General features: G+C 30.4%; 14 protein-coding genes and 1 riboswitch. Of the genes, 3 read left to right on the plus strand and 11 right to left on the minus strand.

Annotation, left to right across the window (positions count from 1 at the left end):
- Window positions 1-35: 35 nt before the first annotated feature.
- A complete protein-coding gene (locus QO263_RS13715) occupies window positions 36-887 on the plus strand; it encodes a glycosyltransferase family 2 protein (RefSeq protein ID WP_285622542.1) in 852 nt (283 codons plus the stop codon).
- Between the two features lie 203 nt (window positions 888-1,090).
- A complete protein-coding gene (locus QO263_RS13720) occupies window positions 1,091-1,882 on the plus strand; it encodes a glycosyltransferase family 2 protein (RefSeq protein ID WP_285622545.1) in 792 nt (263 codons plus the stop codon).
- 74 nt (window positions 1,883-1,956) lie between these two features.
- Here the strand turns inward: QO263_RS13720 and QO263_RS13725 are convergent, their stop codons facing one another.
- The 5 genes from QO263_RS13725 to QO263_RS13745 form a co-directional block, all read right to left on the minus strand.
- The gene (locus QO263_RS13725) at window positions 1,957-2,934 is read right to left on the minus strand and encodes an SDR family oxidoreductase (RefSeq protein ID WP_285622548.1); all 978 of its coding nucleotides are present in this window, start codon (window positions 2,932-2,934) and stop codon (window positions 1,957-1,959) included.
- A gap of 2 nt (window positions 2,935-2,936) precedes the next feature.
- On the minus strand, window positions 2,937-4,262 hold the full coding sequence (locus QO263_RS13730; protein WP_285622552.1) for a nucleotide sugar dehydrogenase: 1,326 nt from the start codon (window positions 4,260-4,262) through the stop codon (window positions 2,937-2,939).
- A gap of 197 nt (window positions 4,263-4,459) precedes the next feature.
- Complete coding sequence (locus QO263_RS13735) at window positions 4,460-5,266, minus strand: hypothetical protein (protein ID WP_285622555.1); 807 nt, start codon at window positions 5,264-5,266, stop codon at window positions 4,460-4,462.
- A gap of 61 nt (window positions 5,267-5,327) precedes the next feature.
- On the minus strand, window positions 5,328-6,359 hold the full coding sequence (locus QO263_RS13740; protein WP_285622559.1) for a CotS family spore coat protein: 1,032 nt from the start codon (window positions 6,357-6,359) through the stop codon (window positions 5,328-5,330).
- 29 nt (window positions 6,360-6,388) lie between these two features.
- Window positions 6,389-7,696, minus strand: coding sequence for a glycosyltransferase family 4 protein (locus QO263_RS13745; RefSeq protein WP_285622562.1), 1,308 nt, complete (start codon window positions 7,694-7,696; stop codon window positions 6,389-6,391).
- A gap of 197 nt (window positions 7,697-7,893) precedes the next feature.
- On the opposite strand from QO263_RS13745, the gene QO263_RS13750 reads away from it, so the two are divergent.
- Window positions 7,894-8,703 carry a glycosyltransferase family 2 protein gene (locus QO263_RS13750; protein WP_285622567.1) on the plus strand — a complete coding sequence of 270 codons (810 nt, stop codon included), beginning with the start codon at window positions 7,894-7,896 and terminating at the stop codon, window positions 8,701-8,703.
- 133 nt (window positions 8,704-8,836) lie between these two features.
- On the opposite strand, the gene QO263_RS13755 is transcribed toward QO263_RS13750, so the two are convergent.
- The 6 genes from QO263_RS13755 to QO263_RS13780 all read right to left on the minus strand — a co-directional run bounded on the left by QO263_RS13755 (window position 8,837) and on the right by QO263_RS13780 (window position 15,572).
- Window positions 8,837-9,901, minus strand: coding sequence for a glucose-1-phosphate thymidylyltransferase (locus tag QO263_RS13755; protein ID WP_285622569.1), 1,065 nt, complete (start codon window positions 9,899-9,901; stop codon window positions 8,837-8,839).
- A gap of 304 nt (window positions 9,902-10,205) precedes the next feature.
- Window positions 10,206-11,162 (minus strand): L-threonine 3-dehydrogenase, encoded by a 957-nt coding sequence (locus QO263_RS13760; RefSeq protein ID WP_285622571.1) that lies wholly within the window; start codon window positions 11,160-11,162, stop codon window positions 10,206-10,208.
- Between the two features lie 215 nt (window positions 11,163-11,377).
- On the minus strand, window positions 11,378-12,991 hold the full coding sequence (locus QO263_RS13765) for an S-layer homology domain-containing protein (protein WP_285622572.1): 1,614 nt from the start codon (window positions 12,989-12,991) through the stop codon (window positions 11,378-11,380).
- A 132-nt stretch (window positions 12,992-13,123) separates the two neighbouring features.
- Window positions 13,124-13,864 carry an amino acid ABC transporter ATP-binding protein gene (locus QO263_RS13770; protein ID WP_285622573.1) on the minus strand — a complete coding sequence of 247 codons (741 nt, stop codon included), beginning with the start codon at window positions 13,862-13,864 and terminating at the stop codon, window positions 13,124-13,126.
- Window positions 13,865-13,877: 13 nt separating this feature from the next.
- Window positions 13,878-14,660: an amino acid ABC transporter permease gene (locus QO263_RS13775; protein ID WP_285622575.1), complete on the minus strand. Its 783-nt coding sequence runs from the start codon at window positions 14,658-14,660 to the stop codon at window positions 13,878-13,880.
- A 66-nt stretch (window positions 14,661-14,726) separates the two neighbouring features.
- Window positions 14,727-15,572 (minus strand): transporter substrate-binding domain-containing protein, encoded by an 846-nt coding sequence (locus tag QO263_RS13780; RefSeq protein WP_285622577.1) that lies wholly within the window; start codon window positions 15,570-15,572, stop codon window positions 14,727-14,729.
- Between the two features lie 124 nt (window positions 15,573-15,696).
- Window positions 15,697-15,871, minus strand: a riboswitch (Lysine riboswitch).
- Between the last annotated feature and the right edge of the window lie 73 nt (window positions 15,872-15,944).

Below are 15,944 nucleotides of genomic sequence, written 5' to 3' on the forward strand. Positions count from 1 at the left end.
AGTTGTTACAAAATTTTTAATCAAGGAGAAAAATTATGCAAAAAAAATTGCATGCTAATATAAAGCCTATAACTATAAATGCGGGAAAAACACCTATTAGTAGGGTTAAGTTAAAGCTTGATAATAGGAAGCCTATAAAATATGATGATAATTCAGCAGATACAAAAGTATCTGTTATCACCTGTACAAATAGACCTAAATATATAAAAAACGTTTTTGAAAACTATCATAGACAGTTATTTAAAGATAAGGAGCTAATAATTATTCTAAATAACAATAAAATGAATATAAATGAATGGATTTTGAAATCAAAGGAATATCCTGATATTTCAATTTTTCAAGTGGATGAAAGTAAGTCTTTAGGCTACTGTTTAAACTACGGAATTGAAAAGGCCAGTTATGAAATTATAGCTAAACTAGATGATGACGACTATTATGGTCCTAAATACCTTTCTCAGGCTGTTAATGCTCTAAAATATGCTGACGTAGTTGGTAAATACACTACTTACGTATATTTTCAAGATACTAAAACCCTAGCCATTAGAAATCCTAAAAGAGATAATAGGTACGTTTATAGAATAGAAGGGCCAACCCTCGTATTTAGAAAAGAAATTTTTAATAAAATTAAATTTCAAAATAAATCATTAGGAGAAGATAATCAATTCTGCAAAGATTGTATAAAAAATGGTATCAAGTTATATGCAACTGATAGGTATAATTATGTATATATCAGACATAATTCAACTGATAAGCATGCTTGGAATATTAGAGATGAGTTATATAAGAAGCTGTGTAAAGTTATCGGTGAAGTTGATGACTATATAAGTTTTATAGAGGATTCTAAGAACAGAAATAAAAACAGCCAAAAGAAGAACCGACCCCCTTAGTTAGATTTTTGGTCTAACTTTTGGGGGTCGGTTCTATACTTGGTTGTTTTTTGCTTTTTGCTTCCATTATGTGTTATAAAATGCAACAAATATATTGGTAAAGCATAGTATTACAATAAGACTTCACTACTAAAAAAACAGTTTAAAAAAACATATATCTCAATGCTTATTAATTAATTGTGTAAACATTTGAAGGTGATTATATGAGTATATGTATGCAAAGTAAAATGAATCAAGTAATTTTAAATAATCCAGTTAATAAAAAAATTGGCAGATTGAATAGGCATAATACAAAAAGTAGCATAAATCATGGGGTTTCAATTATAACAGTTACGAATAGACTTAACCATATAAATCAAGTTTTTGATAATTATAATCGACAAAAAATCAAAAGAAAAGAACTAATAATTATACTGAATAATAATTCTATGAGTTTAAAACATTGCAAAGCCATGTCTAAAAAATACCCAAATGTAAAAGTATTTAAAAAGGATGAATCTATCACATTTTCAGAATGTAAAAATTATGCTATAACAATGACTAAGTTTCCATATATATCGCATTTTGATGATGATGATTATTATGCCGAAAACTTCCTAAAAGATATACTAGAAACATTTAATAAAGTAGAAGCAGATATTATTGGGAAAAGATCAGCATTTGTTTACTTTTCTAGAAACAAAATATTAGCCATAAGATTTCCTAGATATGAGAATGCTTATGTAAAATTTGTTATGGACTCCAGTATGGTAATTAAGAAAAGTGTTTTTGACAAAATAAAGTTTCCGACTATGAAATCTGGTGCTGATTTCTCCTTCCAGAAAAAATGTTTAAAAAATGGTTTTAAAATATTTTCAACAGATAGATACAATTATGCTTTCATAAGGCATAAAAATTTAGACAATCATTCATGGAAAATAACAGATAATGAACTGCTTAGAGAGTGTTCAATAATCTGTAGGACCGATAATTTCATTAAATATATTACAAAATAATATTATCAGAAAAATATATGTCAGCCTAACAATCTGATAAAATTTAGATTGTTAGGCTGACTATTTCAATTTAATTATCTAAGTTTTTCTAAATACCAGTTTATAGTTTTTTTAATTCCAGATTTAAAGTCATAAATTGGAGTATAGTTAATTAGTTTTTTTGCTTTTTCAATGTTAGCAAAGCTATGCATCACGTCTCCAGCACGCCAATCCATAAAAATAGGAGATACTTTGGCTTCTAGTATATCGCAAATTTCGTTTAGCAAGTCTAATATTGACACTCTATTCCCTGTAGCAATATTAAATACATTTCCAGTAGCCTCATCACTAGCTAAGCATGCCCTAATATTTGCTTCAACTACATTTTCTACAAAAGTAAAATCCCTTGTTTGCGACCCATCTCCCCATATAACTGGGGATTCTCCTAAAATAATCTTCTTAATGAAGCTTGGAATTACTGCTGCATACTGAGAATTAAAGTCTTGATTTTTACCAAAAACATTAAAATATCTTAAGCCAATAGTTGGTAATTTAAAATTGTCATGAAATATTCTTCCATACATTTCATTTGTTACTTTTGTTATTGCATATGGGGATAATGGTTTTCCTTTATTTTCTTCTTGTTTAGGAAGATTTTCATTGTCACCATATACCGAAGATGATGATGCATAAACAAATCTTTTGATATTATTATCTTTTGAAGCAATTAGCATATTTAATGTGCCTGAAATATTTACATCATTAGTTGTCTTTGGATCTGACATGGATCTAGGAACTGAGCCTAATGCAGCATTATGCAATACATAATCTATATCTTTGCATGCCTTGTTGCAATCATTAATATCTCTGATATCACCATCAATCAATTGAAGCTTTGAGTTTGATAATAAATGTTCAATATTTTCTATTTTACCTGTACTAAAATTATCTAGTATTGTAACCTCTAATCCTAAGCTCAGTAGTTTTTCTGCAATGTTTGAGCCAATAAAGCCTGCTCCTCCTGTAACTAAAAGCCTCGTATTTTCATAAAATTTATAATCTCTATTTTTCATTGCTATAGCCCCCAGTATATAAGTCCATGTTCTTCAAGTAATTTTCTATCAAATATTCTCTTTATATCTATTAAAACTGGAATATTCTTAGATGAATACCTCTTTTTTAAATTAGGTATATCATATTCAACAAATTCCTTATGGGCTACTGCTATTAATAGTGCATTGACATCAGCTAAATCGTCAAATTGACAGATTTCAATATCATATTCACTTTTTACTTTATCTTTATCTACAATCGGGTCATAAACCAGAACTTCAATATCATATTCCATCAATTTATATACTATGTTAGCAACCTTTGTATTTCTAATATCTGAACAGTTTTCTTTAAAGGAAAAACCTAATATTCCTACTTTACAGCCCTTAACTACAGCCCCGGATTTAATTAAGCTTTTTATAGTGTTTTCAGCAATATATTCGCTCATATAATCATTTAATTTTCTTCCTGGAAGAATCACTTGAGAAGTATATCCTCTCTTTTCAGGTAAATAAGTCAAGTAATATGGATCTACTCCTATGCAATGTCCACCAACTATACCTGGCAGGAACTTAGTAAAATTCCACTTCGTAGAGGCTGCATCAATTACTTGCTTTGTGTCAATGTCGAGCTCATCCATTATTATTGCTATTTCATTCATAAATGCAATGTTTATATCTCTTTGAGCATTCTCCAAAAGTTTTGCCGCTTCGGCCACTTTTATACTTTCTGCCTTATAGGTCTTAGCTTCCAGTATCAAATCATAGACATTGGAGATTATCTCTAGGGATTCGTGGTCTATTGCGGATACAATCTTAGTTATTGATTTAAGTGTATGAAGTTTGTCCCCTGGGTTTATTCTTTCAGGAGAGTATCCGACCTTAAAATCTAATCCACATTTCATATTTGATTCTTTTTCTAAAATTGGTATACATACTTCCTCTGTTGTTCCAGGATATACTGTTGATTCATACACAACTATAGAATCTTTCTTTAGATTTTTTCCTATTATTTTAGTTGCAGCTATAATATAGCTTAAGTCTGGAGTATTATCATCATGCACAGGTGTTGGAACAGCTACAATATAGAAGTCTGAATTCCTAATATCCTTCTCGTCTGAAGTGAACCTAATACTTGATTTAAGAATTATTTCAGCATCTATTTCTTTAGTTGAATCTATTCCTTTCTTTAGCTTTTCAATCTTATAATTATCTATGTCAAAACCAATTACATCAGTTACCTCAGAAAAAGCTAAAGCTAGTGGAAGTCCCACATACCCTAAACCAACGACTGATATTTTTGAACTTTTATTAACTATATTTTCATATAAGTTCTTGAAAGAACTCATTATTTTCCCTCCAAGGTTAATTTTGAATATTTAGTTACTATTCATGTAATATATTATGTTAATTCAATAAATTAGTGATATCTTTGTACAAAAAAACTTGGATATTTGAAGAATTGCAACTATCCAAGTCGAATTTTAAAATCTGATATTAATTTTAAAAATCTAGTTATTTCTAATGTGTTTATGAATATTTTATTTTACCCATCTTTATATTTTTCTAATTCAACTGATAATTCTATAATCTTTTCTACAGGTAATATTTTAAGCATATCTAGAAACAAAGGATCAGAAAAATATTTTTTTAACTGATTTTTAAGATGGTTATATCTTGCTTTTGAAGATTCTTTTCTATTTTCAAAGTATCCCTCAATTTCACAGCTAAGATGTAGTCCATGATGAGGTCTATATTTTCTAGCTTGATTTAACTTGCCAAAACCTATTTTTTTATTAATGATATAGTAAAGAAATCTTTCATTGCTTTTCATTTTATCCATCAATTTATATAATTCATCTATATTATTCAAATAATATTCAATAATTTTATTCATCTTGCAATAATATTCTTTTACCTTAAAGAAATGAAGACCTGATAATCGTTTTGTTCCTATACGAATTTCATTGCTATAGGGAAGATCAATATTTTCGCAATGCTTTAAATGTCCCTCTAAAATAGAAGGAGTCTCTTTTACAATTAAAAAATCTACATCCCCTATATATGCATTTTCAAATTCCTTAAATTCATCATAAGGAATCAAAAATCTTAGGACTCTCATAGTACTATCTGAAAATCGAAAGTTAGAATAGTAGTTTTCTTTAATCTCAAAATTGCTTGACAATCTTTCTCTTATTAAGTCTATACACTTTTTTTCACCTTTAGGCAATGTCTCTCTTAAAAAAACCTTAACATAATACTCAGGATAGCTTTTTAGAATACTGTATATATAAAAAGGTATAAATTTAGTATAGTCTTCATAAACATATACTGCAAAACACAAAGATTTCATATTAACCTATCTCCTTAAATCTATTTAAAAAACACAAGAATATTTTTTGAAAATATTATGATTACATTACTAATTTATTGATAATGTCATCATAATTCCCTAAGTCATAGTATAGCTTTTTTTCAGTTTCTATTGATTTAATTATCAAACTTATAATGTTATCCATGTTTTGCTTTCTATTCATCTTTATATATTTTTCAAATAAGTTAATTGCTTCAATGGGATATAAAAAAATAAGTCTTGCTACTAACCATTCTTCTTTTGATAAAGGATTGCTCTGTTGATACCATGATAGAATTTTCCTAATTGTATCACTATCGTATATATTAGTATAATAAATATGATAAATCAGCTTTCTAATATCTATAGCTGGAAGCTCCATAGCCAATGTGTCAAAATCAAATATATATACTCTATTATCAGGGCATATTCTTAAATTATATCTAGCATAATCTAAATGACATAGTGAGCCTTTTCTCTTAGCCTTTTCCACCCATGAATTGTATTCAGATATTCTTAATGCTAAAACAAGCTGTTTTGTTCTTTTAATAAGGTAAGGTAATTCTTTCAAAATAACTTCCCCAATTTTTGTATTTTTCTCCTCTTCCTTCCCTATTTTATATGAACATCTTAAAATCCTTAGACCATTTATCATCATATTAGGCCATTTTCCTAATAAGTCAATAATATTACTTTCAGCTGGAGGTATAAAACCCTTTGAAGCATTGTGAAATCTACCTAATTCATTGACAATAGTCTCTAAATCATCCATGCTATTATAGCGTGGTGGTCTTCCATTTATTACTTTCATTAAAATATAGCAGCTGCCTTTATAAGTAGTGTAAGGTCTATTATCAACATTAGGATAAATTTCTGGAATATTAATACCATTTTTTCTTAGATGTTCCATTCCAGCAATAATAAATTTTGTTCTTGGTTCAAGTCTGCAAAACTTTTTTAGAATCATAGGTCCTTTTTCTGTAGCAACTGTCCAAATTTCTCTACCCTTACTTCTTTCTAAAATAATGTCTTGAACTTTAAAATTATATTTCTTAAGTATCATGTTTTGTAGGTTTCTCCCACTTTCGCCCATATCTTTCTCCTTTATAAAATCTATAAAAATTATCTTTTTAACATTTTTTTATATAATTTTATATATCTTTTAGCTATAATTTTTCTTGAGTAATTTAATTCAACACTTTTTCTGTTATAGAAGCCAGTTTTTTCTCTGATATGAGGTTTTCTCAGCATTGTATTCATTGCTTTAATTAATTGCTCAATATCTTCAGGATTAAAAATAATATTAGAGCTACCTCCAATAATCTCATTAACACAGCCTACATTACTTGCTATAACAGGTATACCGCAAGACATTGCCTCTAAAAGAGTATTCGGAAAGCTTTCATACCTAGAAGCAAGAATAAAGCAATCAAATTTCTGATAATATTCAACTAATTCTTCTCTTGGAATTTGTCCTATTATTTTAATTCTTTCCTTTATGTTCTCTTCTAAGCAGCTAATTAAACTATATGCATAGTCACGTTCTCTACCTATTAGAAATAACTCTACTTTATCATTTTCCGCAGCAATAACCGAAAAAGCATTTATTATATTATCTACTCCCTTTGCATATCTTAGCTTACCAACATAGCCAAATACAAATTTCCCCTCATTATCTGCTTTGTTTTTTCTCTTTTTAGGTTTAAAGAAACCAGAATCAATTGAGTTTGGAATTATTTCATATTTTAAATTATTTATCATCATAATCTTCTTAGCTGCTTCAGCAGTTGCATTGCATGACGAAATAACTAAATCACAGTTTTGAAGTGCGATTTTTTCTAATTCTAACCTTTGATATTCCACTAATGAAAGAGTATCTTTCATTTTTTTATAATATTTAGTAAAGCTATGAAGCCTTATTAAAGTTCTGAAATTATTTTCATTATAATTGCTTGCTAATTGTTCTTTTACATCCTTTAAGAAACAATACGCTTGCCCATCTAACTCTGGAAATTGGATAATATCAATTTTTTTTTCATTTAAAAACGAAAATAGCTTTTTTGATACAGCCTTACTCCAATATAATGATTTAAGTGTAGCTCTCTTAAGTTTTATATGTTCTTCTGGTTGATAATACATTGGGAAAATTTTATATATATGAACTCCATTTTCAAAATAGCTGGTTTCCTTTATTCTAGTTAAGGTAATTACGCTAACATCATGACCAATGCTTACAAGACCATTGGCTAATTCATAATAGACTGTACCAATTCCTCCTCCTGGTGTTCTTCTCTCATCAGTTGGATACTCATTAGTAACTAAAACTATTGAAAATCTATCTTTTTTATTACTTCCTTTTATTTCTAACTTCCTTTTTAAAACATCTGCAATAGATTTATTTACTGGATTTGTTATTATTTCACTATTCAATTATATCCCACCTTGTACTAAATACTAGCTTAATATTTATGCTCATAATAATTATATGTATTCTCACACCATGTGTTCTAATGAAAAAGACTTATAGCAAAACAGAATTCATTAGAATAAAATAAATTAAGTGAAAAGTATAGATATATATCTTTAATATAATTCTTCAAAAAAATTAAAAGGAGTATAGAGATTCCATGCCTACTAAGCTTGAGTACTATAAACCTAAGAATCCAGTAAATAAGACTATTAAAAAAACAAAAAAAACTATGAAAAAAAGCATTACTAAACGAGAGAAACAAGGTTTTTCAGTGATTACTGTTACAAATAATGAGTTGTTTATTGATAATATTTTCGAAAATTATAATAGACAAATTTTTAAAAATAAAGAATTGATAATCGTATTAAATAAAAACAGCTTGAATATAGATAAATATAAATCTAAAGCGAAGTCCTACAATCATGTGAAAATTCATAGGATGGACGAGAAAATATCCTTAGGCTACTGTTTGAATTTTGCAGTAAATATCTCAAAATACAATATAATTGCAAAATTTGATGATGATGACTACTATGGTTCTAAATATCTTTTAAACTCAGTTGAAGCCTTTGAGCAAACAGGGGCGGAAGTAATTGGTAAAGCCTCCCATTTAGTTTATTTTCAACAGTCACAATTACTAGCAATTAGGGATCCAAATAGTGATAATAGATATGTTGGTTTTGTTAATGGCTCCACACTTATGTTTAAAAAAAGTGTATTTAAAAAAGTAAGCTTTGCAAATGTCTCAATTGGAGAAGATACACAGTTTTGTAAAAGTTGCATAAGAAAAGGAATCAGAATCTACTCCTCTAACATGTATCATCATGTTTATATCAGACGAAAATCCAGGGCATCCCATACTTGGAAGGTAAGCGACAGGTTTTTGCTAGAGAGATTTTGTAAGCCTATTATGAGAACAACAGATTATATATCCTATGCAGACAGAACTAAGATCCTGCCTATATAATCTGCTCATTAAGGTTACTAATAGCGAAGTTCTAATATAATTCAATAAAAAAAGAGGTAGGGATTTAATTTCTAACGGGAGATGTTTTTTAAAAGTTATCATTACCATCTCCCTATAATCCCTTCGAGGTCTGTCAATATAGTATTAGGCTACTATCTTTACCTAAGATAAAGGAGTTAATTTTCCTACAAGAACCTTGAGAAATAATATTACAATTTTTTTCAATAATACTAGAATCAATAGTATTACTAATTCGTGATATAAAGCATTTATCCAATATAATGCTATTTTCTATCTGAGAGTCTATTATTTTTACATTATTCATAATCGAAGTATACGGTCCAATATAACTATTTTCAATAATTGTATTGTTTCCAACAATTACAGGACCTCTTATGATGCTATTGTATATCTTGGAATTTTCTCCAAGAGATATATTCCCAGTTATTGTGCTTTTTTCATTAATTAATCCTTTGATATTATTTTTTAGTCTACTTAGAATATGTTGATTAACGTGTAATATATCTTTTGAAGTCTCTAAATCTAACCACAGGGACTCTGAAATATTATATGTTACTTTATAGTCATTGTTTAAAAGCCATTTTATACTGTCAGTAATTTCATATTCTCCTCTCCATGAAGGACCTATTTCCTTACAACCCTTAAATATGTTTTTATCAAAGATATAAACTCCTGCAATAGCTAAATTAGTCTTTGGATTTTTAGGCTTCTCCTCTATAGCTAATACTTGATCCTCTTTTATCTCAGCAATTCCAAAATTTTGGGGCTCATCTACCTCATGAAGAAGAATACTGCAATTACTAGATGAATTATAGTAATCGTCAATTAGTTTTTTTAAATCAAACTCGTAAAAATTATCTCCAAGTACTACAATGAAATCATCATCTTTTACAAAATTCTCAGACATAGCAACTGCATCTGCAAGTCCTAAGGGTTGAGATTGATGAATGAATTCATAGGATAAGTTTTTATTTTCATATTCCTTAAGAGTATTTTTGAAAATATCTTCATCATCTTTTATAAATATACCTATTTCAGTTATATTTGCTTCTACAAGGGAATCTAGAATATAAAAAATAACAGGTCTATTTGAAACAGGTATAAGTTGTTTGGGTAAAGTATAAGTAATAGGTCTTAATCTAGTTCCTAATCCGCCGCATAGTATTACTCCCTTCATTTACACACCTCCATAAATCCCTAATGAATATCATTATGTAAGCAAATTGATTAAAGTTATATTATTTTATTATATGAATTAGCTTATTTTATGTCACTTATAATTCTTCTATTACCTGGGCAATAGTCAAATAGCGACATACATCAAATTTCATTTAATGATTATTGCATTTTTATGTATTTTTATGTAAAAGAAAGCTGATTTTTTAAAAAAATTTTACTATTAAAGCACATAAAAATACCCTATGAGTAACTTTTTTGTCCACTCATAGGGTAGATTTGAATTATAACTATTTACTATTCAATTATTTCCCTAGCTTTATTCTTAATTTCTCCAACATATCATTAGTCATTGTTGCTAAATTGTATTTTGGGCTCCATCCCCATTCTTTACGAGCTGCACTATCATCTAATGAGTTAGGCCATGAATTAGCAATGTTTTGTCTTATTGGATCAACGTCATAATCCATCACAAAATTAGGAATATGTTTTTTAATCTCTGCATAGATGTGCTCAGGAGCAAAGCTCATAGCTGTTACGTTAAACGCATTTCTATGTACTAATTTTGCTGGATCTGCTTCAGCAAGCTGAACGATAGCATTTATAGCATCAGGCATATACATCATATCCATGTAAGTACCTTCTCCTATAAAGCTTGTATATTTTCCTTTTTCTATTGCATCATAGTAAATGTGTACTGCATAATCTGTTGTCCCGCCGCCTGGCAAAGCTTCATAGGAAATTAATCCAGGGAATCTAACTCCCCTAGTATCAACACCATATTTTTGATAATAATAGTCGCATAAAAGTTCACCTGAAACTTTCGTCACGCCATACATAGTGGTAGGTCTTTGAAGTGTGTCTTGTGGAGTGTTGTCTGCTGGAGTAGATGGTCCAAATGCTGCAATGGAACTAGGTGTAAATACAGAAACTCCTGTTTCTCTTGCTACCTCTAGAACATTAAATAATCCACCCATGTTGATTTCCCAAGTAAGAGACGGATTTTTTTCACCAACTGCAGATAATACAGCAGCTAGATGGATAACAGTATCAATGTTATGTTTTTTCACTACATCAGCTACTTGTTGAGCATTAGTTACATCAACAATCTCAAATAAACCAGACTCTATTAGCTGTTCTGCTCCTGCTTTTTTACTTCTACTGCTGGCGATTACATTAGCTTCACCATAGTTTTTTCTTAAATACATAACTAATTCAGTACCTATCTGACCTAAAGCACCAGTCACTAAAATTTTTTTCACGCTTCCACCCCCGTAATTTGACTTAAAAACCATTTTGAAACTCCTTGATTATTATATCACATTCTTCGCTAAACTTTAATATTAATAATTGTTACACTTTTTTTATATTATAATAACCATCTTAACTATTTTTAACCAAATATATTATACTATTAGTTTTCCTAGAAAATAAAAAAGAGCAGAAGTGCCTCTGCTCTAATTTGCGGATAATTTTTTTAATTAAAGTCAATAGAATCCTTTACCCTATTTAATACTGCAGCCATTTCTGCTCTTGACATCCTTACCTTAGGTCTAAATGTCTTGTCCTCAAATCCAACAAAAACACCTGCACGATTCATCTGCATAATTGAATCATAGGACCAGCCCGCCTTTACATCAATAAAAGGATTTTTATAATCTGTAGTATTCTTATGATAATTTGTAATTCTGCTTAATAAAGTTGCCATTTGCTCTCTAGTAACAGGTTCTTCAGGAGCAAACTTTTTATTGCCCACACCCGCAAAAATACCTTTCTTAGCTGCTATTTGGATTTCTTTATTTGCCCAATGAGTTGAAGAAACATCAGTAAATTTATCTCCATTGGTAGCATTGATTTCTTCCAATCCTAATGCACGAACTAAAGTAGCAGCTGCTTGTGCTCTAGTAATAGTTTCATTAGGTGAAAAATTCACATTGGAAGTTCCTTTCATCCAGCCCATACCAACTATTGAAAGTATATCATTTTTTGCCCAACTATTCTCAACATCTGTAAAGTACTTGCTATTAAGCCAAAGCTTATAATAATCCCAGGTACTAGGCAGCTCTTGCCCCAAAGACCAACTACCAGTGCCTTTTAAATTATATTTATGAACTAACTGAAGCTTGTCCTTTATAGAATCTTCATTTTCAAACCACATTGTATAATTTCCTGGAGACAAGGCTTTTCCATTAACTAATAATTTTGTGTCATTTACACCTATTGAAAAAGTAGCATATGGAGACATAGTAGTCTTATCAAAGTATACCTTACCCTTATAGTGCTTTATTACTGAATCAGCTTTAGCTAAGCTTATACCATCACCACCTACTGATTCATTATCATTCCAGTATCTTCCGAAAAATGGGATGCCTAAAACTATTTTTTCTGGACTAACCCTATTTAATACATATTTTATTGAATTCTCTACAAATGATTTGCTGGCTACAGGTCCTGGTTTGCTGCCATAATAACTCTCATCGTAAGCCATAAGCATCAGATAATCACTATATTTAGCTAATGCCTCATAATCGTATGAACCATGCCAGCCCGTAGTAAATCCTCGAGGATTTGCTGCTACCGCTACTGACAATTCTTTTCCTTTAGGAAGCTTGCTTCTTAAGATTCTAACAAAGTCTGTATAGTTTGCTCTGTCAGCTTCAGTTACATTTTCAATATCTACATTAATTCCATCAAGATCATATTTTTTTATTGCTGCTACGATCTCATCGGCTAGCCTCTCTCTATTTGTTAATGCCGCTCTCCCTAATTCTCTATCCCAATGATTGCTTATAAAAGGAACCACCTTTATATTTTGAGCATGCATACTTTTAACAAATTCAGCACTTAGCAAACTAGTCAACAATAAACTGCCATCGCTGTTGATATTGAAATAATTTGGAGAGATTACACTTAAAGAACCATTAGTCTTCTCAACTAAGCTCATTTGATTATTTGCATCTCCAAAGTATAAGTACGTCATATTATATTTACTAATCTCAGCTTGTCCCTCATCTGGCTTGAATAAAAATATTGATAAGACAATAGCTATTATTGCTGGAATGGTGATTATTAACATTTTTTTATTTTTCATAGAATCCCTCCTTCATATACATTATAAAAATATTTAAGAGATTTCAATGAACAAATTATGTAAACCAGTAAAAAATATAGACTCATCTCATATATAATACCTATACACAAGGTGAGTCTATATCATAAAAAATTACATCCTTTTTAAATAGCGCTGTAAAAATTCCTTAGTTCGTTCTTGAGTTGGATTATTGAAAATTAGTTCAGGATTGCCCTCTTCCGCAATAACTCCCTTATCCATAAATACCACACGGTCAGATACATCCTTTGCAAATTCCATTTCATGAGTTACTATTAGCATGGTAAGGCCTGATTCGGCAAGCTCCTTCATAACCTTAAGTACCTCGTCTACCATTTCTGGGTCAAGAGCAGATGTTGGCTCGTCAAATAAGATAACTTCTGGTTCCATAGAAAGTGCTCTGGCAATTGCAACACGTTGTTTTTGCCCGCCTGATAACTGCTTAGGCTTTGCATTAATGTATTTGTCCATTCCAACAATCCTTAAATACTTCATGGCCACCCTTTCAGCTTCTTCTCTGGAACGTTTAAGGACTTTTATCTGTCCTATTACACAGTTGCTTAACACATCATGATTGTTAAACAGATTAAACTGCTGAAACACCATACCTAATTTTGTCCTATATTCATATACATTATGATTATCATCTAAGATATTTTCTCCATTATATATAATTTGGCCACTACTTGGCTTTTCTAGAAGATTAACACAACGAAGCAGAGTTGATTTACCAGATCCAGATGAACCGATTATGCATACTACCTCTCCTTTGTTTACTGAAAAATCAATATCTTTTAATACTTCATGAGCTCCAAAGGATTTGCTTAAATGTTGTATATCGATTACTTTCTTCATATTTTCCCCTCCTCTAGTATTTAATCTCTCTATTACCCTGTTTCTTGCGTATTATATCCTCTGGTCTTGCCACCTGCATCTGATTGCCTGCCATAATATAATCAGCAGGTCCATCCATTTTTCTTTCGATTAAACGTAATATCCTTGTAACTGTAAAAGTCATTACTAGATAAATAATGCTTGCCACAAAAAATGGTTCAAAAAACTTAAAGCTACTGCCTGCAATTGATTTTGTCTGGAAGTACAATTCTGTTACAGAAATTACATTCAGTACTGAAGTATCCTTTATATTAATAACAAACTCGTTGCCTGTTGCTGGCAAAATATTGCGAATTACCTGTGGCAGGATTACATTAGTCATAGTTTGAACATGATTCATACCAATAGCTTGAGCTGCTTCAAACTGTCCTCTGTCAATTGAAACAATACCGCCACGAACTATTTCTGACATATAGGCCCCAGTATTTATGGAAACTATGAATATAGCCGCTACAACTCTATCCATTTGTATGCCAAAGGCCTGTGCGGAACCATAATAAACTACCATAGCTTGCACTATCATCGGTGTACCACGGAAAAATTCTATATACATAGAAAGTATAGTATTAACTATTTTAAGACTTGTTCTCCTTGCTCCTTTATCAGGAACTGGTATGGTTCTTATGATTCCTACTATCAAGCCTATGATAAGGCCTGCAATAGTACCTATAATTGAAATTAGAAGTGTCATACCAGCACCTCGAACAAACATTGGCCAATTCTTTACAGCAATTTTAACTACAGTTTCAAAGCTCATTTACTTACCTCCTCTAATAAAATTATGAAACTGACTATTTTAAATTAAGTCAGTTTCATAACAAAACTATTGAACTGCTGGTTGATTTTTAATAGCATTATCCATAATACTTTGACGTTCTTCCTCTGATATGTCTGATAAAATTTCATTAATTTTTTCAGTTAACTTACTGCCCTTTACAACGCCTACAGCAATAGCTGTATCCTCATCTGATGTAACAAATCCATCTTCAAATTCTACAAATGTAAAGTTTTCATTAGCGGCTGTTGCACTAATTCCTTCTGGACGTTCAGAAACATATCCATCAATTATTCCTGATTCAAGGGCAACCCTCATAGCTGGAAAGTCATCCATAGCTGTTTCCTTTATAACACCTTGAATCTGATCTATTACTGTGTAGTGAAAAGTATTTAATTGAGCTGTTACCTTGGCTCCTTTAAAATCTTGTATAGAAGTAGCTTCTTCATATTTACTGCCTTTTTTAACAACCATAACTAAATCTGATTTATAATAATTATCCGAAAAATCGATTGACTCTGCACGTTCTGCTGTTGGTGACATACCAGCTATGATTGCATCTATTTTCCCTGAGGTTAAAGCTGGTAAAAGACCACCCCATTCAGTTTTTACAATTACTAGTTTTCTTCCTAATCCCTCAGCAATTTTCTTTGCAATTTCAACATCATATCCACCTGCATATTCTGAGTTTCCATCAATTTTTACTCCACCATTAGAAGCATCCATTTGAGTCCAGTTAAATGGCGCATATCCTGCTTCAAGTCCTACTCTAAATGTTTCTTCTCCTGTCTCTGATGGTACATTTGCATCTCCTGAATTATTGCCAGAACCACATCCTGTTAACAAAATAACTGCTGATAAAAAAATTGCTACAAATGATAAAATTCTTTTCATTTAAATCTCCTCCTTATTTTTGTGTAAAGCGAAATGTCTTGGAGAAGAGTCCATCATAAAATAAAAAAACTCTGGGCTTTCACTCAGAGTTTTATACACACAAAAAATACAGCATGTGTTAAATTTGAATGATAGCTCTCCACAAATAGCTTTGTGACAGTTCTGCATATATTCTATGCAAAACCAACTATACAGCCTTAAAGCATCAGCTGTACGTTTCGGCAATATCTCCTTTCATATAGCTTCATTGTGCTTACCTCTGCTATATTACTAATAAATACTGCACCTCTACCTATTAAGTATTCACTTTTAAATCATTATGGACTAAATATCGAAATATGTCAATAGAAATTTGAAATTCTTTTATTTGAC

The organism is Proteiniborus sp. MB09-C3, assembly GCF_030263895.1.
GTDB lineage: Bacteria > Bacillota > Clostridia > Tissierellales > Proteiniboraceae > Proteiniborus.